Source organism: Endozoicomonas sp. (genome assembly GCF_965196975.1).
GTDB lineage: Bacteria > Pseudomonadota > Gammaproteobacteria > Pseudomonadales > Endozoicomonadaceae > Endozoicomonas.
The window spans coordinates 5314988-5338309 of the sequence record NZ_OZ239981.1; the positions used below are offsets into that span (position 1 = coordinate 5314988).

21 protein-coding genes are annotated in these 23322 nt (G+C 46.0%); 7 read left to right on the forward strand and 14 right to left on the reverse strand.

All coding sequences use genetic code 11. The annotated features are described in order from the left end of the window. Positions 1-139 precede the first annotated feature (139 nt). Positions 140-1141: a hypothetical protein gene (locus tag ACOCLE_RS23620; RefSeq protein ID WP_419534497.1), complete on the forward strand. Its 1002-nt coding sequence runs from the start codon at positions 140-142 to the stop codon at positions 1139-1141. A gap of 109 nt (positions 1142-1250) precedes the next feature. Here the strand turns inward: ACOCLE_RS23620 and tnpC (ACOCLE_RS23625) are convergent, their stop codons facing one another. The 6 genes from tnpC (ACOCLE_RS23625) to ACOCLE_RS23650 form a co-directional block, all read right to left on the reverse strand. Then, on the reverse strand, positions 1251-2756 hold the full coding sequence (gene tnpC / locus ACOCLE_RS23625) for an IS66 family transposase (RefSeq protein ID WP_419532963.1): 1506 nt from the start codon (positions 2754-2756) through the stop codon (positions 1251-1253). A gap of 47 nt (positions 2757-2803) precedes the next feature. Further along, complete coding sequence (gene panC / locus ACOCLE_RS23630; RefSeq protein ID WP_419534498.1) at positions 2804-3685, reverse strand: pantoate--beta-alanine ligase; 882 nt, start codon at positions 3683-3685, stop codon at positions 2804-2806. A gap of 16 nt (positions 3686-3701) precedes the next feature. After that, a complete protein-coding gene (panB, locus tag ACOCLE_RS23635) occupies positions 3702-4496 on the reverse strand; it encodes a 3-methyl-2-oxobutanoate hydroxymethyltransferase (RefSeq protein WP_419534499.1) in 795 nt (264 codons plus the stop codon). 112 nt (positions 4497-4608) lie between these two features. Continuing rightward, a complete protein-coding gene (gene folK, locus ACOCLE_RS23640) occupies positions 4609-5109 on the reverse strand; it encodes a 2-amino-4-hydroxy-6-hydroxymethyldihydropteridine diphosphokinase (RefSeq protein WP_419534500.1) in 501 nt (166 codons plus the stop codon). Continuing rightward, a complete protein-coding gene (gene pcnB / locus ACOCLE_RS23645; RefSeq protein ID WP_419534501.1) occupies positions 5109-6452 on the reverse strand; it encodes a polynucleotide adenylyltransferase PcnB in 1344 nt (447 codons plus the stop codon). The genes folK and pcnB overlap by 1 nt, the downstream gene beginning before the upstream one ends. A 228-nt stretch (positions 6453-6680) precedes the next feature. Further along, positions 6681-7892: an aspartyl protease family protein gene (locus ACOCLE_RS23650; protein ID WP_419534502.1), complete on the reverse strand. Its 1212-nt coding sequence runs from the start codon at positions 7890-7892 to the stop codon at positions 6681-6683. A gap of 152 nt (positions 7893-8044) precedes the next feature. On the opposite strand from ACOCLE_RS23650, the gene elbB reads away from it, so the two are divergent. Beyond that, positions 8045-8719 carry an isoprenoid biosynthesis glyoxalase ElbB gene (gene elbB / locus ACOCLE_RS23655; protein WP_419534503.1) on the forward strand — a complete coding sequence of 225 codons (675 nt, stop codon included), beginning with the start codon at positions 8045-8047 and terminating at the stop codon, positions 8717-8719. A gap of 210 nt (positions 8720-8929) precedes the next feature. Here elbB and ACOCLE_RS23660 read toward each other — a convergent pair whose 3' ends face one another. The 6 genes from ACOCLE_RS23660 to tnpC (ACOCLE_RS23685) form a co-directional block, all read right to left on the reverse strand. Beyond that, entirely contained in the window at positions 8930-10534 is a 1605-nt protein-coding gene (locus ACOCLE_RS23660) for an AarF/UbiB family protein (protein ID WP_419534504.1), read from the reverse strand. A 281-nt stretch (positions 10535-10815) separates the two neighbouring features. Beyond that, a complete protein-coding gene (locus tag ACOCLE_RS23665) occupies positions 10816-12120 on the reverse strand; it encodes a murein transglycosylase A (protein WP_419534505.1) in 1305 nt (434 codons plus the stop codon). Beyond that, on the reverse strand, positions 12092-12607 hold the full coding sequence (ftnA, locus tag ACOCLE_RS23670; protein WP_419534506.1) for a non-heme ferritin: 516 nt from the start codon (positions 12605-12607) through the stop codon (positions 12092-12094). Before ftnA ends, ACOCLE_RS23665 begins: the two co-directional genes overlap by 29 nt. A 172-nt stretch (positions 12608-12779) precedes the next feature. Further along, on the reverse strand, positions 12780-13100 hold the full coding sequence (locus ACOCLE_RS23675; RefSeq protein ID WP_419534507.1) for a 2Fe-2S iron-sulfur cluster-binding protein: 321 nt from the start codon (positions 13098-13100) through the stop codon (positions 12780-12782). 123 nt (positions 13101-13223) lie between these two features. Continuing rightward, positions 13224-13847 (reverse strand): 1-acyl-sn-glycerol-3-phosphate acyltransferase, encoded by a 624-nt coding sequence (locus ACOCLE_RS23680; protein WP_419534508.1) that lies wholly within the window; start codon positions 13845-13847, stop codon positions 13224-13226. A gap of 203 nt (positions 13848-14050) precedes the next feature. Continuing rightward, the gene (gene tnpC / locus ACOCLE_RS23685; RefSeq protein ID WP_419532963.1) at positions 14051-15556 is read right to left on the reverse strand and encodes an IS66 family transposase; all 1506 of its coding nucleotides are present in this window, start codon (positions 15554-15556) and stop codon (positions 14051-14053) included. 212 nt (positions 15557-15768) lie between these two features. Here tnpC (ACOCLE_RS23685) and cfa point away from each other — a divergent pair, with 212 nt between their 5' ends. Both cfa and ACOCLE_RS23695 read left to right on the forward strand, forming a co-directional pair. After that, positions 15769-16797: a cyclopropane fatty acyl phospholipid synthase gene (cfa, locus tag ACOCLE_RS23690; RefSeq protein WP_419534509.1), complete on the forward strand. Its 1029-nt coding sequence runs from the start codon at positions 15769-15771 to the stop codon at positions 16795-16797. A 68-nt stretch (positions 16798-16865) separates the two neighbouring features. Then, on the forward strand, positions 16866-18146 hold the full coding sequence (locus ACOCLE_RS23695) for an ISKra4 family transposase (protein ID WP_419532972.1): 1281 nt from the start codon (positions 16866-16868) through the stop codon (positions 18144-18146). A gap of 245 nt (positions 18147-18391) precedes the next feature. Here ACOCLE_RS23695 and mutM read toward each other — a convergent pair whose 3' ends face one another. Further along, positions 18392-19207, reverse strand: coding sequence for a bifunctional DNA-formamidopyrimidine glycosylase/DNA-(apurinic or apyrimidinic site) lyase (gene mutM, locus ACOCLE_RS23700; protein WP_419534510.1), 816 nt, complete (start codon positions 19205-19207; stop codon positions 18392-18394). After that, positions 19185-19805 (reverse strand): GNAT family N-acetyltransferase, encoded by a 621-nt coding sequence (locus tag ACOCLE_RS23705; RefSeq protein WP_419534511.1) that lies wholly within the window; start codon positions 19803-19805, stop codon positions 19185-19187. Before ACOCLE_RS23705 ends, mutM begins: the two co-directional genes overlap by 23 nt. 204 nt (positions 19806-20009) lie before the next feature. Here ACOCLE_RS23705 and ACOCLE_RS23710 point away from each other — a divergent pair, with 204 nt between their 5' ends. The 3 genes from ACOCLE_RS23710 (at position 20010) to ACOCLE_RS23720 (ending at position 23296) form a co-directional block, all read left to right on the forward strand. Next, entirely contained in the window at positions 20010-21407 is a 1398-nt protein-coding gene (locus tag ACOCLE_RS23710; protein ID WP_419534512.1) for an MATE family efflux transporter, read from the forward strand. Positions 21408-21809: 402 nt separating this feature from the next. Next, entirely contained in the window at positions 21810-22820 is a 1011-nt protein-coding gene (locus ACOCLE_RS23715; protein WP_419534513.1) for a tryptophan--tRNA ligase, read from the forward strand. An 86-nt stretch (positions 22821-22906) separates the two neighbouring features. Beyond that, positions 22907-23296, forward strand: a complete 390-nt coding sequence (locus ACOCLE_RS23720; RefSeq protein ID WP_419534514.1) for a hypothetical protein — start codon at positions 22907-22909, stop codon at positions 23294-23296. The last annotated feature ends 26 nt before the right edge of the window (positions 23297-23322 follow it).

A 23322-nucleotide genomic window follows, 5' to 3' on the forward strand; every position in this document is an offset into this window, starting at 1 on the left:
AAATAGAGCACTATTGTTTCAATCATTCAGAGAGAGCACCCAACGAGATCATTTGTTCTTATATTTTCTTATTGTGTATTTAGGCTAGCGTTAACAGCTTTATTTCAATGAATCATTATTTTGACTAAATAATAATATTATGAATGTTAAGTTAAGCAATATTAATGCAGGGGGCGATTTTTCAGAACTGGCTCCAGCTTTAAAAGTAGTGAACAGTGGAGCAAGAGAATGTTGTCTTTACCCTGAGGTTGTAAGGCATTTTACTCAGGATGGGGCCAGTCGTCGTAGTGGTAGCCATTTTGACGGCAAGCACTTTGTTCTTTCTCGAAGGTCTATAGAAAAAGCAGCCAGTATACCCTCTCAAAAGAATCACGCAGTTATTATGGGAGCTGGTAACCTTACCGATATTCCCATAGAAACTTTGGCGAAGACCTATAAGAAAGTAACACTTGTCGATATTGATACTTCTAGTCCAAGAGTAGCAATATCTAATCGATTATCGAGCGAATACAAAAGTAAACTGGCTTATATGCAGGCTGATTTGACGGGGGTTATGAACCAGTTATGCTTGTTAATCCGTCATGTTGTTGATGGTTTACCCTCACCCGAGACAAATACTGAGAAAGAGGAGCTATTGGCTCTTTTTGAAACCCGTCTGGATGAAGTATATCGAAAAGGCTTGTCTTTTCAGGGAGAGTATCCAAATGTTCGCGGAGATTTTGTGAGCGTTTCTCTTGTACTTTCTCAGTTGAGCGTTTTAATCAGAGACTATGCACAGTCTTGCTTTAACGAAAAGTATGATTTTCCTGAAATTCCCGACTCAACTAGAAAGACTGCAGCTTATGATGCTTTGAGCGATAAAATGCAAGCAGATTTTCTTGATGCTGTGGTAAAAACGGTAGAACCTGAAGGTGTAGTTTATTTTGGTATTTCAAAAAGTTTAAATATCGATATCTGTGATAACTTTGGTCAATGGCAGCAAAGTGCACAGGTCGAACTTGTTAAAGATGAAACAATGATTGATTGGTTGAGTCAATTCGAAGTTAAAGATGAGTCCTCGTGGCAATGGTGTGACCTTGATGGTGAGGGAGTGCGTAGAAGTTTTGATATAGATTCATACACAATTTTATTTCCAAAATAAAGCTCATGGGTATAGCGTAGAATAAATAGCCTTATGCTATTTATTAGAACTGGATTCAGAAATCTGAATCCAGTTAGATAAAGAATTATCGTTTAAAGTAAATGTGTAACTATTCAGCACCCAGCAAAGGCGTATTGTTGTAATTTCGAACCGCTTTAAGAAGCGCCTGAAATATGTTCAACCCCTGCTTTTTAGCAGATGATAAATAGCTTCGGATTCGGGTAAACATGGTACCTCCGTCTTCGCTTCTGAAGCAGCCTGAGATCTTCTGCTTAAGTTTGGCCATCCTGGCATCACGTTCACTGCCATTGTTATCGAAGGGAATTGAAAAGTCCGACATGAAGCGCAACGTTTCAACCTTAAACTCAATAAGCCTTTTGAACAGGTTGTAGGCCTTGGTATTCCTGACCTTCTTACGTCCAAGCACCTGTCGTTGTTTTTCCATATAAGCGGTTTCCTTCGTGAGAGCCCTTTGAAGGATTTGGTCGTATATCGTCTCAATGCGAAGCTGTATTGCACCAGGCATTTGAGTCAGACCGGCTGCTTTGTATTTCTTGCAGAAGTGCCAGGAGAGCGTAAGCAATTTCATCAGCCGCAGAGCCAGCTTATTCGCATCCCTATCGACAACTCCCTGAAGCTCTCTCAGATGATGGGCATTACAAAGCACATGCACTGCCGCATAGGCAAAGTAGGACTTCCAATGATCGTGAACCAGAATGCCTGCAAAAGTCAGCAGGATGCCCATTGCATCCATTGCTTCACAACCTCGCCTTTCTGAGAGGTAGTAAAGCGTCCATTGGTCATCTCGCATAATGTGTAACCACCACAGTGAACCGTCAACCCGCATGCCAGTTTCATCCGCTCCTGCAACCGGACTTTCTTGTAAAGCATCGCGGATACTCTGCTCAGTAGAGGCCAGGTTCTCATGGGTATAGGCAACAAAATTGGCAACAGAGCCTGCGCTGACACTCATGCAATAAATAGTATTGAAATACTCAGACACCCGGTGATATGGGATGAAGTGATACTGGTTTAAATGAACAGCCATTGCCTGAGTCACTTCTCCGTATTGAGCAGCGGCTTTCACTCCTTGGGGAAACTCAGCGGTGTTCCGTTTACCACAAGGACATACTTTAACGTCTGCCCAGTACGCGGTAACTTCAAATTCTCCGGGTCTACCTGGATCAAAAACCTGTCGCTCAATGTATTTGGTGGGTTTAATATCGATAAGCGAAGACTGGCAACAGCAACATTTTTCAACCTTCAGATGCCTGACATAATCGGGTAAGGCGACACGTCTCAAACAAGAGCCTTGATGACCTTTCTGGCCACCTGGTTTATTGCCTGAAGATGGTCTAAGGCTTTTGGGGTTCGGTGTTTCCTGTGAGGAGCAGGGGGCTTCTTTGGAAGATGTATCACCTTTATCACTCCCTTTTTTACTGGGCTTTTGATAACCATCTGACGATGGTGGCTTACTACTGTTTTGACTGTTTTTATTAACCCTTTCTTCCAGTTCGCTGCAACGTTCCCGTAAAAGCGCATTCTCGGTCCGAAGCTCTTCATTCTCTTTAAGGAGAGCTTCGGTAAACGGAGTAGCTGGGAAGTCTGGTTCCATACTGGAGATTTGTTAGAAAAATTGAGTATAAGATGATGGTCGAAAAATCAGAAAATTCCAGATTTATATGAAGGGTGCTGAATAGTTACGTAAATGTTATCAATCAACCGCGCTTTGCCCAGATAGCCGGCAGCAAGGATGACCAGAGAATGTTCATTATGGGTAGCTGGCAACAGTGTTTCAGGATTGCAGATATTAAAGTAATCTGGCTTAAACCCAGCCTGAGCCATTTTGGCAAACGCATTTCTGCGAAGCAGGTCAAAGTCGGTCTCACCAGCCTGAATAGCCTCTCTGGCTTCCGTCAGGCAGAGATACAGAGTAGGTGCTATCTCACCACGCTCTTCCGGTGTCAGGTAACCGTTGCGTGAACTCATGGCCAGTCCAGTCGGTTCTCGGGCAATAGGTGCGCCGAGAATTTCAACCGGCATCACCATGTCTTTCACCATTTTGCGAATAATGGTCAGCTGCTGGAAATCTTTCTCACCAAATACTGAGATATCCGGACGAACAATGTTGAACAGTTTGGTGACGACCGTTGCAATGCCGCGGAAAAAACCTGGCCGGGTGTTACCGCAGTGCATACCATCAAGCACATCGACACTCACATGCGTGTGGTTTTCACTGCCTTCAGGATAGATTTCATGGGTACTGGCTGCATAGAGCAAGTCAACACCGTGATCCATAAGAAGTTGCTGGTCCTGCTCCATGGTTCGTGGATAGGAATCGTAGTCTTCGTTGGGACCAAATTGCAGAGGATTGACATAAATACTCACCACAACAAAGTCGCAGCTTTCTTTCGCTTTCTCCACCAGTGTCAGGTGCCCACCGTGAAGATTCCCCATGGTAGGTACAAAGCCAATACGTAACCCTTCAGACTTTCGGGCACCAACGATATCCTGAACTTCAGCAATAGAGTGTACAGTTTGCATGATGGATACTATCCGTTTATTCGAATCCGTGTTCTGAGCCTGGGAATGTGCCGCTCTTTACTTCTTTAACATAGGCTGCAACAGCATCCTGCGCAGAACCACCTTCCGCCATGAAGTTTTTCACAAACTTGGGCTTGCGTCCGGCTGTCATATTGAGCATGTCGTATATCACCAGTACCTGACCATCGGTGTCAGCACCGGCACCAATACCAATAACTGGAATCTGAACAGCACGGGTAATTTCTCTGGCAAGCACAGAAGGTACGCACTCAAGTACCAGAATGGCGGCGCCAGCCTTTTCCAGCTGGATGGCTGCTTCAATCATGGCATTTGCACGGGCTTCATCCCTTCCCTGGACTTTGTAGCCACCCAGAACATGTACTGACTGTGGTGTCAGGCCAAGGTGGACGCAGGAAGGGATTCCCTGTTCACGCAGGCGGGTAACGATGGGGGCCAACCAGGCTTCACCTTCCAGCTTGACGACTTCAGCACCGGCCTGCATAAGGCGGGTTGCATTGGTCAGTGCCTGCTGCTCATTGGTGTAGGATGCGAAAGGCAGGTCTGCCATTAACAGGGAGTCGCCCGCTTTCATACTGACACAGCGGGTGTGATAACACATGTCGTCTACAGTAACGGGAACCGTACTGGTTTGTCCCTGACAGACATTGCCAAGGGAGTCACCAACCAGTATCACTTCAACGCCCTGGCTGCTGGCCAGGTGAGCCTGAGTGGAGTCATAGGCAGTCAGACTGGTGAATTTCTCACCCGCTTTTTTCATCTCGGACAGGATACTTAGGGTGACTTTAGCCATGGGTAAAGACCTTGATTAGTTGCTGCCGCGGATTATACGAGAAGTGTGAATGCTTGTCAGTTAAGGGCTTGGCGCAATACACAAGTCGACACGTTTGCAGAGACTGGGCTTTTCAAACCCACGGATAGCTCTCTGCGATGACATTAAGCCCCTGATAACCCAGTTCATCAACCATGGCTTTCAATACCGTGCCATCCGGAAGCTCAAGTTCAGGTGCGACATCCAGCAAAGGACAAAGCACAAAGTTGCGAACATGCATTTGATAGTGAGGGATGGTCAGTCGTTCTGATTCAATGGTCTGGTCACCAAAGAGAATGATGTCCAGATCCAGAGTCCTGGGTCCCCAGCGTACAGAGCGGACGCGGCCGTGAGCATTTTCTATAGACTGCAGGGCATCCAGTAATTGAATGGGCTCTAACGTTGTATTAACAGCAACAACCGCATTGCAGTAATCCGGCTGACCCGGAGGGCCAACAGGGTCACTTCGGTAGAGCCTGGAACAGGCAGAAACGGCTATATGTGGGGCACTGTCAATATGATCGACGGCTCTTTGCAGCTGGAGCTCTGGCTGCTCAAGATTGCTGCCCAATGCCACATAAGCGGTTTCTGTCATCAGGATTCTCCAGATTGGTTGTTAGATGAAGTGTCATCAGAGCGTGGTTTCCGCCTGCGCCGCCGGCGTTTATGTCCCTGTTTTTTCTGGCCTCCATGGTTGGAAAGCGACTTGATCATGGCATAACGACCATGCTCGTCTAATTCCTGAATTTCAGTCCACCATTGTCCTGCAGCAGACAGGTTTTCTCCGGATTGTTCCCTGAGAACCAGGAAGTCATAAGCAGCACGGAATTTAGGGTGCTCCAATAATGACTCGATCAGTTTTGGTTGTCTGCGTTCAAGTCGGATTTGCAGGTCCCAGATGTCACGCACCATCATCGAAAAACGGCGGGGAATGGCCGTATGATTGCACTGGTTGGTGATGACGGTCATGGATGCCTGCTGAAAAGCCGGAACCGGTGGCATTCCCTGATCCATAAGTTCTCTTGCCAACCGTCTCATGGGCGCCCATAAAAGGGCGGCAAATAAAAATGCCGGTGTAACTGGGCGGTTCTGTCTGATACGTCGGTCGGTACTTTTCAACGATTCAATAATCACATTGCAGGCATATTTGTCCTGCTCTTTCAGACAATGCTCTGTCGCTGGAAAAAGTGAGCCGAATAACTGGTATTCACGCAGCAGCTCAAAAGTCCGGACACCCTGACCTGACTGCAGTAATTTCAGTACTTCATCAAACAATCGTGCAGATGGAATATCGCGCAACAAGTGTCCTAGTTCCCGAATGGGTTGCTCTGTTTCCGGAGCCATACTGAAATTGAGCTTAGCTGCAAACCGTATTGCCCTCAGCATCCGTACCGGGTCTTCATGGTAGCGGGTAACCGGGTCTCCAATCAGTCGTAGAGTGCCTGTACGTATGTCATCAACACCGTTACAGAAATCGACAACGCTGAAATCACGGCCATCATAGTAAAGGGCGTTAACGGTGAAATCTCGACGCATGGCATCATCTTCCATGGTGCCATATACGTTATCCCTGAGAATTCTTCCGGACTCAGAGTGGCGGGATTTTTCCTGTCCATGGTGTTGCTCATGATTCGCCCTGAATGTAGCGACTTCAATCATCTCACGACCAAAGAGGACATGGACCAATTTAAAGCGTCTGCCAATCAGTCTGGAATTACGAAACAGCCTGCGCACTTCTTCAGGGCTGGCACTGGTCGCAACATCGAAGTCTTTGGGGTGAAGATCAAGATAGAGATCCCGGATACATCCACCCACCAGATAAGCCTCGTGGCCCTGACTGTTCAGGCGATTAATGACCTTCAGCGCATTATCGTTGATGTGACGACGGGAAACCGGGTGCTTATCCCTGGGGATAATGGTTTTCTGAGGGTCAAGCATGGGCTGGGGGCGTTTTGACTGTTTTCTGTTACGCATGAGCCAGAAAATAAATGTGCCTCCAAGCACCAGGACAGCAATTGCTGTTATATAACTGTACATTCCGGTGCCTGGCATCATAAGTCTTGCATGAGTTGCATAGATAAAGTGGTTTACCGTGGTTGTTTGTGACTCTTGACCTAAAGTCTAGGACCATGAGGATCAGCGCTTATGATAGCACTGGCTATCTTTTCACTCCATGTGTCTTGGCGTTAGTGACAACTGTTGCCGGTTCTGGTCAATAAAAAAGTGGAAGTGATTAAGAACATTCATACCAAGTAACCCATCAATATTCGGATCAACAGGGTCAAATGCAGCCGCTTCCAGATTGTTGATAAGAAAGTCCCCAATCTGGAACCGCTTGAGACGGTAAAGTGGGGATCGATGGGTTCCAATAGCCGTTGTCAGGTCTATAGAGCCGATCATGCTTGCCTGATTTTGTCTATGTAGCTCCGACAAAATACTGTCTGGTAAGGTTGTGAGACTGGATCCTGTATCAATTAGCAGGCGGGCATGATGTTTGTTACCAGGTAGCGTGTCGACGACATAGTGTTCACCTGTAGCGGATAGTGGGACCGTTGATTTTTCGTTATCAGTACTCTCAGGTGAGGGCTCAGATGAGATTCTGGTCAGGTATCGGCTGGCCAGTTCATTAAACTCATTATCCATTTGTAATACGAGTAATTCCTGGGTTGCCCTCTCGGTGTCATCGCTCAAGAGGTAACCTTCAGCCAGAGCTAGCCGGTAAAGGCTGTAATCTGGCTCAAGGTAACTGAGCCTTAAAAAGACGGGAATAAGGTCTTTAAGGCTTGATGCTTCCTTGTTCTTTTCATACAGCATCTGGGCAATCTGGTGAATTTGCTGATCGAATGACTGTATGTCCTCTCTGGTATGACTGTAGGATCTCGCACTGGTATAGATATCCAATGCTTTGATGAACTGGTTTGTAGCAACATAACAGGCAGCGAGTTCTCGTTGTAATTCAATGTTCTGGTAATCGTGTTCTGTAAAAAACTCGAGAAGTTGAATAGCTGGTACCAGATTATTACTTGTGCGGTAACGATGAGCGTAGTTGATTAGTTCAGTAGAAAGCCTTGCCAGGGTGTCTGAATGAAGCTGTTCATATCGCTGAAAAATGAGTAAGGCATCGGGAAATTGCTCTGAATCCAGAGCCTGAATGAATTCGGAACGTATTCGTTCGGCACTGCTTTTGCTGACACTTCCTATTGGCTCAATAGTATTAATTGCAATGGTGTGATCGTTTGAATGCTCAGATTGGCTCCTGTAAGACGGCGAAATATCAGAGTCATACTGATTATCTCTAAGCCACCACCCGATGGTGATTCCAACAACTATTGATAGAGTACACAGCGCTGGGGCTTGAAAACGATCGGCTAATGGCAAGATTGACTCCAAATTAATTCATCGACGAGTTGAGCCTGAAGCTACTTTATAGAACACTCAAGGTATACGAATAACCTCTGTTGAGGCTCAGTTCCTTTTCAGAAAACCTTCTGTGCGATTTATAAATGAATGTATAGATAGGAGAATAAACAATGAGTTCAAGTCATCAGAAGAAAGTTGCAGTGATCCTTTCCGGGTGTGGTGTATACGATGGTGCTGAAATTCATGAGTCAGTACTCACGTTGTTGAGTATCGAGCAGAATGGGGCCGTCTATAAGTGTTTCGCTCCTGATATAAACCAATACCACGTTATCAACCATTTGACGGGTGAAGAAACCTCGGAACAACGAAATGTTCTGGTTGAGGCGGCCAGAATTGCCCGGGGTGATATCGAACCCCTGACTGCCCTCAGGGTTGCTGATTTTGATGCCTTGATTGTCCCGGGAGGCTTTGGTGCAGCCAAAAACCTCTCAGACTTCGCTTTCGAGGGAGCCGAGCTGCGAGTGCAGGTCGATATGATGGTTGCTGTTAAGGCTTTTGCCGAAGCTGGCAAGCCCACTGGTTTGATTTGTATTGCTCCGGCAATGGCGGGTCGTATTTTTGGTGAGGGTGTGGTTGCGACCATTGGCAATGATGCAGCTACCGCTGAAGCCATGGAGCAGACTGGAGTTACTCATCAGGCCTGTGCGGTTAATGATATTGTTGTGGATGAGACTCATAAGCTCATTACCACTCCAGCTTACATGTTGGCAAAGAGCATCAGTGAGGTGGCAGAAGGTATTAATAAACTGGTTGGTAAAGTGCTTGCAATGACCCTTTGTATTTAAGCTTTGCATACTTTGTATATGCTTAGAGGAAGGAGATACGCTCAAAAACAAAGCATTGAGTTTTATCTTTTCACCGTTACTTGTACAAGCTCAATATTAGTTGGATTGATACTCTTTTAAAGAGCCTAATTTGTATTTAAGTCTAAAAAGGGGAAGCCAAGACTATAATTTATAGTCTTGGTACTTCACTCGGATTTATCTGATTAGAGATTACTGAAGCGCGGCTCCAGCCTTGAAGTGTGCGGCTATAAAACGTGTGAATGATGGAGGTAGCTGAACTCCTGCTTTTTGACATACTCCGCTTAACTTAGTGGAGGCAATGCCGGGAAGAATAGTCATTAAAGCACGCCGAGTCATTGGATTCTGAAGCTCTTGTTGAAGTTGTGCTCCCTGTTCTGGAGGCAGTTGCTCTATGGCTTCAAGTATTACTCTGCTAGAGTTAAACTCGTCGATTAATATTCGTTTAAACTCTTCCAATCCGTTTTGACTATAATCTTTACGAGCGACTGCAACTCTATTCCACAGCATGTTTACCAGATGATTCATTTTTGTATCATCTAATCTCTCAAATGGGTTAGCTAGACCACTGATTAAGTGAACAACTTCAGGGTACAATTGTTGTTCTGTTTTTGTAAGCACTACGAGATTGCCAAAATCGATAAACCAGACCTCAATACTTCTGCCTGGATTGAAACTTAGCATTATATTGCCAGGATGACAGTCGCAATGGACAACACCTTTATTTATCGCCATTTCACGCCATTTTTCTTTTGTTTGTTCATGAATAGTCTGTAATATATCTAAAAAATCATCATCATCATTTAGCTCTGTACCAAAGCAGGTTTGATAGACGCGTGAACGCAGTTGATGATTTTGAGGGTTGGTTAATTCATCAAGGGTGTCTCCAGGGACTTTTTCCATGAGCAGTAAATTGTCCACTCTGACATCCTGAGTCAGGTGTGGTGCTTTAAACGTTAATGTCGCTCGTGGAGTACCGTAAGTATCCAGTTCTTCTGTACATGAAACACTTTCTAGCGCTTCCTTGAATTGAATAAGGTTACGCCTTTCTTCGGCAAGGCTACATTCAGCCAAGAATGGATCGGTTAATTCTTTGACAGTGCATTTTAGATTTTTCGGCAAAAGTAAAAATAACATTTTCATTGACAATATTCCTGCCGCTAAATCATTAGCTTTCCAGCTAGGAATGACTTTTGCTATCTGTAATTTACCCTCTTTTTCAACTTCAAAACATGAGCCAATCGTGCCTGTTTTTATATGGGAATTTAATTCATAACCCTCACACTCTGCATTATCAAGAATAGACTTGGCGACCTCATCAGGTATTTTAGGGTTGTTACCGAGAACCTCTCGAATAACCTCGGCAAATTTACCTCGTTCTTCAGCCGTAGAGCCAAGATAATCGGCTAGCTTATTCAATAATGCTTCGTCAGCACCAATAGATTGGAATATCTTGCCATAAGCTGGACCAAGCGATTGAATACAGGACTTAAGATGGTCACTTGTGAACTCAATACCAATGAGTTTATGTTTTAACAGATAATAATTGATTAAAATAACCTTGCAGGCTGCTCTGCAAAATATTGAAATATTGTCTGGTATGTTCTTAATTGAAGACCATGCTCTACTGGTATAACTTTGACTCTCGTTAATTAGGCTTGGAGCCTCTCCATGATGTTGCCTGACTGCTCTTGTTAAAAAGGTTCCTTCTGTTTCAATATCATGACTTGAGAAAGATCCGATCTGGAAACCGGGAGTGAATAATGTGCTCTGTTCTAGTATTGGAGAACCGTCCATTTCTTTTCCTTTTTTTAAAGATATGACTCATATTAATTGATGGCCTTTAAGGCTTACTGTTATAAGACAGTTTTATTGGGAACATAGTTCATTTTTTTTATAAAATAGAACTAGCCAGTATTACTTAAAATAACCTATTGATAACTGAGTAAAAATTATTGTAATACGAGAATGGTTCTGATTATTTTATGGGTGGATATACTTGTTACGTACAATAGCGAGCCGGATCCATAATCCGACTCCTGTATAATAGGTTTTCTCAAATAGAGGTTTTTATTGAGTTACTTAGGAAGTAAGACATATAGCCTACCTGGTTCCTGCTGTGGGCCAGCGAGCAGGGCTGCATCTTTTCCAAGGCCCATATAAATATCTCCGCGTGCAGGGCCTTTGATGGCACTGCCTGTATCCTGGGCAACCATCAATTGTCGAAATCGCTCTCCGGTGGCTGTCAGCTGGGTGTCCAGCCATACAGGCATCCCCAGGGGAATATAGGCTGGGTCCACTGCCAGTGTTCTTCTGGCACTGGCAGGTACACCTTGAGCTGTTATGGCTCCTTCATCCGAAAAACTGAAAAAGATATAGCGCGGATTCTGGTTGAGTAGCCACTCCCTTTTATCGGGGTTTCCCTCCAGCCACGCTTGAATGGTTTGCATGGAAATCTCTTCCAGTGCCCCTTGTTGCTTAAGAACTTTTCCAATGGCTACATAGTTGTGACCATTATTACCCGCATAACCGACATGAATTATCTTTCCATCTGGTAGCTCGATATTTCCAGAACCCTGTATCTGCAGGAAAAACTTGTCTACAGGGCTTTTCAGCCATAAGAGTACATCTCTCTCTTTTGGGGTATTCTGATCAATTTCTTCCCGGCTCCCGTAAGGCTTGAGGAAGCCTTTTTCAACCCGACCAACCAGGCCCTGACCGCTAAGTCCAAAGTCTGAAAGCCTGACCTTGACCAAATCTCGTGGAAGTTTTAGCAGTGGAATAGAGTATTCTTCTGAAGGAGTCAGGCTGCCGGGAATAACGGGTGAAAAGTAGGCTGTATACAAGCCTTTCTCTTCAGGGGCAATTTGAACCGGCTTAAAATTCTGTTCAAAAAAGGCTTTCAGCTGTCGGTCGGGGGTTTGTATAAGCTCCCTGCAAAGAGATTGCCATTGTTGGTAATCTCCCCAGGGGCTTTTATCGGTCAATACTGAGCGACTCAGGTGTTGGCAACTGTTCACTAATACAGGTCTGGCTGCAATAGCCTGCTCTTGACTCCAGCCCTTCAACTCACTGAATTTTACTGGTCGTTGCTCCGGTGCTTTTTTTAATACGCCACACCCACTGGACAGGATGATCAAGAAAAGTAAGGCTGACTTTAAAAAATATCTCAACAGGAATGGGTCTTGATGATTAAGCGCAGGGTTGAGGTGTTTTGAAATCACAATTGTACTTTCAGGAATAGGAATTTTTGTTGAATAAGTTCTGTTGGTAATGTTACGACAACAGAACTTGTAACATTGGCTAATGTATTTCAGGCTTTGCAGTAACCGTATAAAAGAAAAGTAATAACCGTTATACAGCAGAAGGCTCTGGCATCTCACTCATCAGTTTGGCCACTTCCTGATCAATATAATATAGACCTTTGTTTTCCATACCGATCATATCAATTTTATCGAGAATGGATTTGAACAGCTTCTCTTCTTCGTGCTGCTCCGCAACGTACCACTGCAGGAAATTAAATGTAGAGTAGTCCTGTTCGGTAAATGCGGTGTGTGCCAGCGCATTGATCTTTTGAGTAACCGTGCACTCATGTTCATAAGTAGCGAGGAACACATCCCTGACGGACGCAAATTCATGGGGAGGGACATCAATACCACCAAGAATGGCCATGGCTCCGGTTTCATTGACGTAATCAAATAGCTTCTGCATGTGCTCCATTTCTTCACGGGCGTGGCGGCGAAGGAAGTTATTACAACCGTCCAGTCCCTGGCTTTCACACCAGGATGCCATTTGCAGATACAGATTTGAGGAGTAAAACTCCAGATTAATTTGCTCGTTCAGTTTGTCGATCATGGTTTGGCTGAGCATGGGGACTCCTGACATTTTCAGTATTTTGATTTGTTAGTGCTAATGAGAATTTACGGCTAGAACGTAACGGTTCGTTTAGGCCGATTACGAATAATTATCAATAACCTTATAAAAATTCTGGTTTTGAAGGGGGGATTGTAACCCATAGTTTACTGCTATGGGTTATAGGAATTTAATATTGAGATTCAGGCAAATGAACAACCAGACCTTCCATCTCATCGGTGACGACAATCTGGCAGCTTAGCCGGCTGGTCTCTTTAGGCTCACGAACAACATCCAGCATTTCATGCTCTATACCTTCAGCTGCTCCAATAACCCCTATCCACGCCTCATCAATATAGCAGTGGCAGGTTGCACAGGAGCATGCGCCACCACACTCGGCAAGGATACCATCGATCATATTATCAACGGCACCCTGCATCAGAGTACTACCTGAGTCGATGTCTGCTTCGTATTGATTGCCATCATGAGTAACAAACTGAATCAGAGGCATGGGAGTCCTTTACTGTCTTTTTATTGTTGTTTCACTCTATCGGACTCGCCATGGAAAGAAAAGTCATTGAAGGGCGTGTAAATGACGGTATGTGAGAGCAGTGTGCTGGTTCTTACCTGTCACTTATGGGTTATATATATTCGGTGTCTCAAATGGTCCATCGCACCCAAGTTCAGGGTGCTTGCCTGGATGAGAAAGAAAGAACTCATGCATTTTTTCAAAGTCAGTGGGAGTGTCACCCGACATGCTCATAGGTGATCCAATAATGATTTTTTTATCTCTGAAGTCAAAAGCAATTGGCACAACCGGCACATTGGCCCCATTCGCTATGTGATAAAAGCCAGTCTTCCAGCGCTGTACTTTTGACCTTGTACCCTCGGGAGCAATCACAAGCACGAAGTGTTCGCTGCTTTTGATCTCAGCGATGGCCTGATCAACGCGGTTGATGGATTTATCCCGCTCAATGGGAATACCTCCCAGTCGGCGCATTAGCACACCCAATGGCCAGAAAAAGAGAGAGTGCTTGGCAAAGAATCGAACCCGGATACGGGTTATCAGCTTAACAGCAACACCAACGACGAAGTCCCAGTTTGACGTATGGTGGGCAACGATGATGACGTATTTATTGAGGTTTTCCGGAAGACTCCCCTCAATTTTCCACCCTCCAAGTAACCAGAGGACGAAGTGTCCAAGGCCTATTTTGAAAGGGTTTTTTGGAAGGTAGTTGCTGGTAAGAGATGATTGCATATTAAACTTGGTAAAGAAGTCAGCACTCTGATATCCCAGTGTACTGTCAGGTAACAAATGGATCAGGTGGTAAGTGGCGAAGTGAGGAAAGCGCAAGAGTATGTCACTTTTGTTTCAGTACGTCAGCTCGTAAATGCCTCTTTATCCACTGAAAGCGAATCATATGTACTAATTATGGTGTGATTTTGGTGGTAATAAAGTAACTATTCAGCACCCAGCAAAGGCGTATTGTTGTAATTTCGAACCGCTTTAAGAAGCGCCTGAAATATGTTCAACCCCTGCTTTTTAGCAGATGATAAATAGCTTCGGATTCGGGTAAACATGGTACCTCCGTCTTCGCTTCTGAAGCAGCCTGAGATCTTCTGCTTAAGTTTGGCCATCCTGGCATCACGTTCACTGCCATTGTTATCGAAGGGAATTGAAAAGTCCGACATGAAGCGCAACGTTTCAACCTTAAACTCAATAAGCCTTTTGAACAGGTTGTAGGCCTTGGTATTCCTGACCTTCTTACGTCCAAGCACCTGTCGTTGTTTTTCCATATAAGCGGTTTCCTTCGTGAGAGCCCTTTGAAGGATTTGGTCGTATATCGTCTCAATGCGAAGCTGTATTGCACCAGGCATTTGAGTCAGACCGGCTGCTTTGTATTTCTTGCAGAAGTGCCAGGAGAGCGTAAGCAATTTCATCAGCCGCAGAGCCAGCTTATTCGCATCCCTATCGACAACTCCCTGAAGCTCTCTCAGATGATGGGCATTACAAAGCACATGCACTGCCGCATAGGCAAAGTAGGACTTCCAATGATCGTGAACCAGAATGCCTGCAAAAGTCAGCAGGATGCCCATTGCATCCATTGCTTCACAACCTCGCCTTTCTGAGAGGTAGTAAAGCGTCCATTGGTCATCTCGCATAATGTGTAACCACCACAGTGAACCGTCAACCCGCATGCCAGTTTCATCCGCTCCTGCAACCGGACTTTCTTGTAAAGCATCGCGGATACTCTGCTCAGTAGAGGCCAGGTTCTCATGGGTATAGGCAACAAAATTGGCAACAGAGCCTGCGCTGACACTCATGCAATAAATAGTATTGAAATACTCAGACACCCGGTGATATGGGATGAAGTGATACTGGTTTAAATGAACAGCCATTGCCTGAGTCACTTCTCCGTATTGAGCAGCGGCTTTCACTCCTTGGGGAAACTCAGCGGTGTTCCGTTTACCACAAGGACATACTTTAACGTCTGCCCAGTACGCGGTAACTTCAAATTCTCCGGGTCTACCTGGATCAAAAACCTGTCGCTCAATGTATTTGGTGGGTTTAATATCGATAAGCGAAGACTGGCAACAGCAACATTTTTCAACCTTCAGATGCCTGACATAATCGGGTAAGGCGACACGTCTCAAACAAGAGCCTTGATGACCTTTCTGGCCACCTGGTTTATTGCCTGAAGATGGTCTAAGGCTTTTGGGGTTCGGTGTTTCCTGTGAGGAGCAGGGGGCTTCTTTGGAAGATGTATCACCTTTATCACTCCCTTTTTTACTGGGCTTTTGATAACCATCTGACGATGGTGGCTTACTACTGTTTTGACTGTTTTTATTAACCCTTTCTTCCAGTTCGCTGCAACGTTCCCGTAAAAGCGCATTCTCGGTCCGAAGCTCTTCATTCTCTTTAAGGAGAGCTTCGGTAAACGGAGTAGCTGGGAAGTCTGGTTCCATACTGGAGATTTGTTAGAAAAATTGAGTATAAGATGATGGTCGAAAAATCAGAAAATTCCAGATTTATATGAAGGGTGCTGAATAGTTACGTAATAAAGTTTCATGTACTAAAATAATTCAAGCTTACCCGCTCCTTCTTACTGTCATCGACCGGATAACTTTTCCTCCGGCTGTTTCTGGATACTTATTTCTGGATACTTAGAGGCACAGTTATGAACTTCCTCACAACATCACCTAAAGCGAATAACCGCTGCTCTTCTGCTATTCAACAGTTGGCAGAAACTGCCGGAGTTGGCTTCAATGGCTCTCATCCCTGGGATATTCAGGTACATAACCCAGGCTTTTATCAGCGGGTTCTTCAGGATGGAATCGTAGGGCTGGGTGAGAGTTACATGGATGGATGGTGGGAGTGTGAAAGGCTTGATCAGCTGTTTACTCGTTTGGTAGAAGCTCATCTCAGTGAAAAGTTACCACAACAACTCTCTGTTCTTCTTAGTCTGATCTGGGCGCGTCTTGCCAATCTGCAATCGAGGCAGCGAGCCTGGATTGTTGGAGAGGAGCATTATGATCTCGGCAATGACCTTTTTGAAGTCATGCTGGATCCAAGGATGCAATATTCCTGTGCGTACTGGAAAGAGGCGGATACTCTGGAAGAGGCTCAGGAGGCTAAGCTCGATTTAATCTGCCGAAAGCTGGGGCTCGAGCCAGGCATGAAACTGCTGGATATAGGCTGTGGTTGGGGAGGTCTGGCAGAGTTTGCTGCCAGTCGATATGGGGTATCCGTGGTCGGTATTACCATTTCAAAAGAACAGCATCAGCTTGCCCGTGATCGATGTAAGAGCCTTGATGTTGAAATCCGACTTCAGGATTATCGGGATTTGAACGATACATTTGACCGTGTTGTCTCCGTTGGTATGTTTGAACATGTTGGACCACGTAATTACGATACTTTTTTTCAAACGGTACGAAAGGTTGTATCAGACAGTGGTCTTTTTCTTCTGCATACCATTGGCTCTCTGCAGAGTGACTTGAGTGTTAATCCATGGATAGAGAAATACATCTTTCCTAATGGCTGTCTGCCGTCAATGCTGCAAATTACGCAGAGCACTGAAGGCCTGTTTGTAACTGAAGACTGGCATAACTTTGGTGCTGACTATGACTTGACGCTGGTGGAGTGGGAAAAGCGTTTTAAGGCCGGATGGTCAGAGCTTAAAGACAATTACAGTGGGTGCTCTCTCTGAATGATTGAAACAATAGTGCTCTATTTTCACAGCTACTATGGGAACACCACTCATAATAGTTAACTGTCATGCCCGCTTCTGTTATTTCCAGCTCTACCAAAAGCATCGTTTTGCAAATTGAAGTTTCTATAGATTCAGGCAACATGCTGAATCTTGAAGATAGTTTACAGCGTGCACTCAATGAAGCCGGGCAGCTTGGAACAAAAGAGTTATTGGGGCTATTTGAATCACCCAATAAAGAACCTATCGTCGTTAATCAGCAGAAGTGGAACTACAAAGGAAAGGTTCTTAAGCACTATGAAACCTTATACGGTCGTATACCTTTGGAGCGCTCCGTATATCAGGGTGTCAGAGGTGGCAGTACTCTGGCAGCACTTGATCTTCGTGCCGGTATTATTGGTTCAGCTACCCCCAAATTTGCCAAGTCTATCGCCTGGAAATACAGCCAGATGCCAGCGCCTGCGGTAAAAGAAGATTTTGAGACCAACCATCAAAGGACGCTTTCAAATTCTTATATCAAGCATTTATCGGACAGAGTAGGTGCATTAATTGAAGACCAGCAAGACACTCACTACCACCTTCCTCCACTAAAAGAGCCTGTTGAAACAATAGCCATTGGTCTGGATGGAACCTGCATGCTGCTTTGTGAAGAAGGCTGGAGGGAAGCCATGTGTGGGACATTGAGCCTATATTCTGCAGATGGAGACAGGCTCCACACGATATATACAGCCAGTTCGCCAGAGTATGGTAAACAAAGCTTTATGAGCAAGCTCGACGAGGAGATTGCAGATCTAAAACGACTCTACCCAAATGCCACATACATCGGGGTAGCTGACGGGGCTAGAGAAAACTGGAGTTATTTGAAACAACATACCTCTGGGCAGATACTCGATTTTTATCATGCATCTGAATATTTAGCTGGAGCAGCGGAAGCACTGTTTCCAACCAGTAAGGCGAAGCGACACCAGTGGCTTGAAGACAGGCTACATAGTTTGAAAAACAAGCGTGGAGCAGCCAAAAAAATCCTTCAGGAAATTGAATCAGCCGAGCTCCCGAAAAAGACAATCGCACTGACAGAGAAGCGCTACAAAGCTGTGAGCTATTTTACAAACAATCACCAGTTAATGAATTATCATCAGGCGCTTAAACGCCATTGGCCAATAGGTTCAGGAGTTACTGAAGCGGCTTGTAAGACTCTGGTAAAGCAACGATTATGTGGTTCTGGAATGAGGTGGAAAGCAACAGGAGCGGAAGTGCTTTTGACAACAAGAGCACTGATCCAGAGTAAGGGGCGCTGGGAACAACTTTGGTCTGAGTTCATGACTGGAAAGGTTGAAGCTAACCTATGAGTCAGTTATCAAATTGAGAGAGCACCCATTACAGTGACTCTTTTTATCGAATGTTTCGCTATTACCTGTTGTCTTGTGCCGGAGGGTTCCGGGCCAGAGATCTGCAGCTCTGGCAGATCCTGTTCAGCCCTCATGGTGTATCCGGTGGTATAAGAGTTCCCCGTTAGGCTAAGCGTATAGCAACAAAGCTTTGTGCCCTGTGTCTTCGTAGAGATGGAATACAATTACTGTTGGGCTTGTGTTCATCACCGCTGACAGTGAGGGCAATAACAACTGCTCCGGTTCCCCAGTTTTATTTCCTTAATGGTCTTGCCGCATGTGATGCAGGACTGTCCTGTACGGCCATAAACGGCCAGTTCCTGTTTAAAGTAACCGGGTTTGCCATCACCCCCGACAAAGTCACGCAAGGTAGTACCGCCTTGTTCAATGGCTTTGGCCAGCGTCTCTTTTATGGCTTCAACCAGCCGCTCATAACGGTTAAGTGAGATTTTTCCACAGGCCCGGTCAGGCCTTATCCCGGCTTTGAACAACGCTTCACTGGCATAAATGTTACCGACACCAACCACCACTTTATTGTCCATAATAAATGTCTTTACTGACTGACTTTTGCCTCGAGACATTTGAAAAAGCCGCTGAGCCGTAAACTCACTGTCCAGAGGCTCAGGTCCCAGATTCTTTAGAAGTTTATGCTCGTGGAGAGGGCGTTCAGACCAGAGAACAGCACCAAAGCGACGAGGGTCTGTGTACCTCAATCGTTGGCCATCTGTCAGAAGAATATCAATATGGTCGTGTTTTTCCGGCGGTATCTCGTTTTTTAATACTCTCAGGCTACCGGACATCCCCAGGTGCATAATGAGATGACCAGAACCGGTATCCAGCAGCAGGTATTTGGCTCTTCTTTTTACCTGTGTAATGGTTTTACCACTCAGGATTTGATTGATATTTTCAGGCACCGGCCAGCGGAGCCTGGGTTCACGGACAATGATTTCCGCAATGGTATGACCTTCAATATGAGGCTCAATGCCCCGCCGGGTCGTTTCAACTTCTGGTAGTTCCGGCATGGTTGTCTGCTCCGTTCATACGCTCAAACTGCTGTCTGGTGATGCCGTAGAGTAGCCGATCATCAAATCCGCTTTCAGTTTTATAATACGCACACTGGCAGCCTTCCTGAATCATGCCGATCTTTTCCATGGTTTTATAGGAGCCGGTATTGGAACGATAACAGTCTGCTGTCACCTTATGTGCTCCCATTTCCCTGAACGCCAGCGAAAGAAGAAAACGGCCGCTGCTGCTGGCTAACCCTTTCCCCCAGGCATGTTCAGAAAACTGGTAACCGACTTCATAGTTACCCTGAAGAAACATGACCGGATGTAATCCACACATCCCCATGTAACGACCAGAAGTATCACGGATAATGGCCGTCGGGCCTTCGGGTACCTCGCCTCTGTTAATTGATTCTCTGGTGCCATCAATGATGGGGTCAAAATAGCCTCGGTATAGCTCTTCCGAGGCAGGGGCAAAGAATAAATATTCAGTCACCTTTGGATTTTCCAGCATCTCAAGGATGTCAGGAAAGTCACTGCTCTTGATCAGAGAAATGGTAAAACCGTCAGTGAGTGTGACGGCATTGCCGCGCTTAAATGAACTGAATGAAGACATCTTTGGCTCAGTTGAATTTGGAAATGGCCTCACAGTACACGGACTGACCATTTGCACAAGCCTTTTCTGATCAGTTTTTTATAGGGATAAACACCGCGCATTATTTCGAAATATCCAATCCAATCATTTTTTGATTCATTGATAGAATATAAAACCCTTCGCCCCGGGTCTGTCTGGCGTTGGGAGTCTATCCTGTGAGCAAAAATGAGAACAAATCTTTCAGCCTTTGCCCGCTATCGTGGCGAACTTCGTGAATTACTTTATCTGGCTGGGCCTATTATGGGGGCTCAGTTGGCAACCACTGGTATGACATTTGTCGACACCAGTATGGCCGGACAATATTCAGCTATGGATCTTGCGGCCATTGCCCTGGGCTCAAGTATCTGGATGCCGGTCTACCTGTTAATCCGTGGTATTTTAATGGCCATTACACCAACGGTTGCCCACCTGTATGGTGCACGTCAGACCGGTGAAATTGGTGGTCAGGTACGTCAGGGGCTGTGGATTGCTCTACTAATGAGTCTTCTGGCCCTTGGTTTTATTTACAAATCCGATGCTGTACTTCAATGGTTGCAAGTTGAGCCTGAGATGGCTGCCAAAACGCTCGAGTATCTAAAAGCACTGGCCTGGGGTATTCCTGCGATCTGTTTGTTCCAGGCGCTTACCTGCTACTGCGAAGGAATGGGGAAAACCAAGCCCAGTATGGTATTCAGTTTCATTGCGCTGGCCCTGAATATTCCGCTGAACTATGTACTGATTTATGGAAAGTTCGGGTTCCCTGAGCTTGGCGGTGTTGGTTGCGGTTATGCGACAGCCGTTTGTTTCTGGGTCATGTTCCTGATGATGGCGGGTTACACCATGCTGGGTCAGCAGCATCGTAAGATTGGTTTGTTTGACCATTGGGACTTGCCCAGCCTGAGCATTATTTCCAGTCAGCTAAAGCTGGGGGTGCCTATTGGTCTGGCCATCTTCTTTGAAGCCAGTATTTTCTCGGTGGTGGCACTGCTGATTGGTAAATTAGGTGCAATCGTGGTGGCGGGGCATCAGATTGCCCTTAACTTTACCTCACTGGCCTTTATGGTGCCGATGAGCCTGGCGATGGGGCTGACCATTCGTGTCGGGCAGGCATTGGGGGCTGGTAAAACCGAGCAGGCTGCATACTCAAGCTATGCGGGCATTGCAACGACGCTGGTCAGCGCAACAGTGAGTGCTTCCGTCATGTTGTTCCTGCCAGGTGTGGTGACCTCGATCTATACACAGAATTCAGAGGTCGCCATTCTGGCTGCCCAGCTTTTGGTTTATGCGGCACTGTTCCAATATGCTGATGGTATACAGATCGCAGCGAACGGTGCATTGCGTGGCTATAAAGACACCCGTGTGCCTATGGCAATGATCCTGTTCGCCTGCTGGGGAGTGGCATTACCTTTAGGCTATATCCTGGGGCTGACCGACTGGATTGTTGAGCCAATGGGGCCTCATGGCTTATGGATTGGTCTGGTGACTGCTTTGACCATAGGCGCTTTCCTTTTGACCCTGCGTCTGCGTGCCATCATTCGCCGGAATCGGATGCTGGCCTCTGAAATCGTGCCGATGCCCGCCTGACCCTGAGATCAGGTGTCTATTGTGAGAGAGGGCTGCGCTCTTCTATAATGCAGCCCTTTCCTGAAATCTGTATTAGGTTCTGTTGACATAAGGTTCCAAACTCAGTGGTTCGTAAAGCCGTATTCCACAAGGCGAGCTGGTGAAGGTGTAGTGGTTCTACATCAAACCAGTTCAACGAAGCTGGAAGACGGCTTTACGAGCCACCCTTTGGGCTCAAGCCAGAATGCCTCTGCCGTTGTTGCAACGACTTGAAAGACGGCGAGTATTCCTGCGTCTTTGCGCCTAGTCAGAAGCATTCTGGCTTGAGCTGAGAAAGGAAACTTATGTCAACAGAACCTAAAGGAAATTCCTTTCTGGTCTGCGTTTCAGGCCAGGTTACATCGTCGCTGTGCGAGTGAACTCATGAGTAAAACGAAAGTACTGACAGGTATTACGACAACTGGAACACCACACCTGGGTAACTACGTGGGGGCTATCAAGCCTGCGATTGAGGAAAGCTGGCGTGACGATATTGCTTCGTACTATTTTCTGGCTGACTATCACGCCTTGATCAAAGGTCGTGACCCTAAGCGCATCCACCAGTCTACGCTGGAGATTGCGGCTACCTGGCTGGCACTGGGTCTGGATACAGATCGTGTGACCTTCTATCGTCAGTCAGACATTCCGGAAATTGCCGAGCTGAACTGGATTCTTGGCTGTATGACCGCCAAAGGCCTGATGAACCGTGCTCATGCTTATAAGGCAGCGGTTCAGGCCAATGAAGAAGCCGGTGAGCAGGATCCGGACAAGGGGGTGACGATGGGACTCTTCTGCTATCCGGTGCTGATGGCGGCAGATATTCTCATGTTCAATGCCCATAAAGTGCCGGTGGGGCGTGATCAGGTTCAGCATATTGAGATGGCCCGGGATATTGCTGGACGCATGAATCACCATTACAAGACCCGGTTTGCTTTGCCTGAGGCGGTTGTTGGTGAAAGCACTGCAGTTCTTAACGGTCTTGATGGTCGTAAGATGAGCAAGAGCTACGATAATACGATTCCGCTTTTTGTGCCTGAAAAGAAACTGCTCAAGCTGATTCGCAAGATCAAAACCAACTCATTGGAGCCGGGTGAACCAAAAGATCCGGATACCTGTACTCTTTTCCAGATCTACTCTGCATTTGCCGATGCCACTCAGATTGAGGTGAAACGTCAGCAATATGCCGATGGTGCTGGTTGGGGAGATCTGAAAAATGAGCTGTTTGAGTTCTTGAATGAGCGCTTGAAAGATCCGCGTGAACGTTACAATGCATTGATCGAAGATCCGGCATTTATCGAAAAAGAGCTGCTTAAAGGGGCTGAAAAGGCCCGGGCTGAAGCCGCACCTTTCCTGACGTCTATTCGTCAAGCCGTAGGCCTCAAGCCGCTCGCATAAAATTCTGCAGTCGCCTTTAAGTTCGGCTTTCCTTTGGGAAAGCCGACAATAATAATGATAGGCATCATCGCTCGACTGGATACCCCATGAACACATCAAAGTTAGTTGCCATTCTGCTGAGTGCGCTCGTGCTGTCGGCCTGTAGCCATCTGGATGGTCTCCTTAAAGACAAGGTTCAGCAAAAGGTGGAATTTGATTTGACCCGCCTGGATGCCGATGGTCTGTATGGCCCAGCTGATGGCAAACGGTCCCTGAGTTATGAGTTCTGTATTCCTGCACATGTGAATACCGCACGGCAGGTGATGTCCATTGACCCAACCGCAATTGTCTACAAAGAATCCCCTGGACGTTTACAGTGTGGTAAGGAACAGTATCTGGTGGTTGGTGATACATATCAGGCCAATTACCTAGTGACCCTGAAAAAGCTGGTTGAACTGCAGTATGTCACCCGGATTCAAGAGGCATTTTTTGAGTAAACATAACCGAAGAATCAGCTATCGAT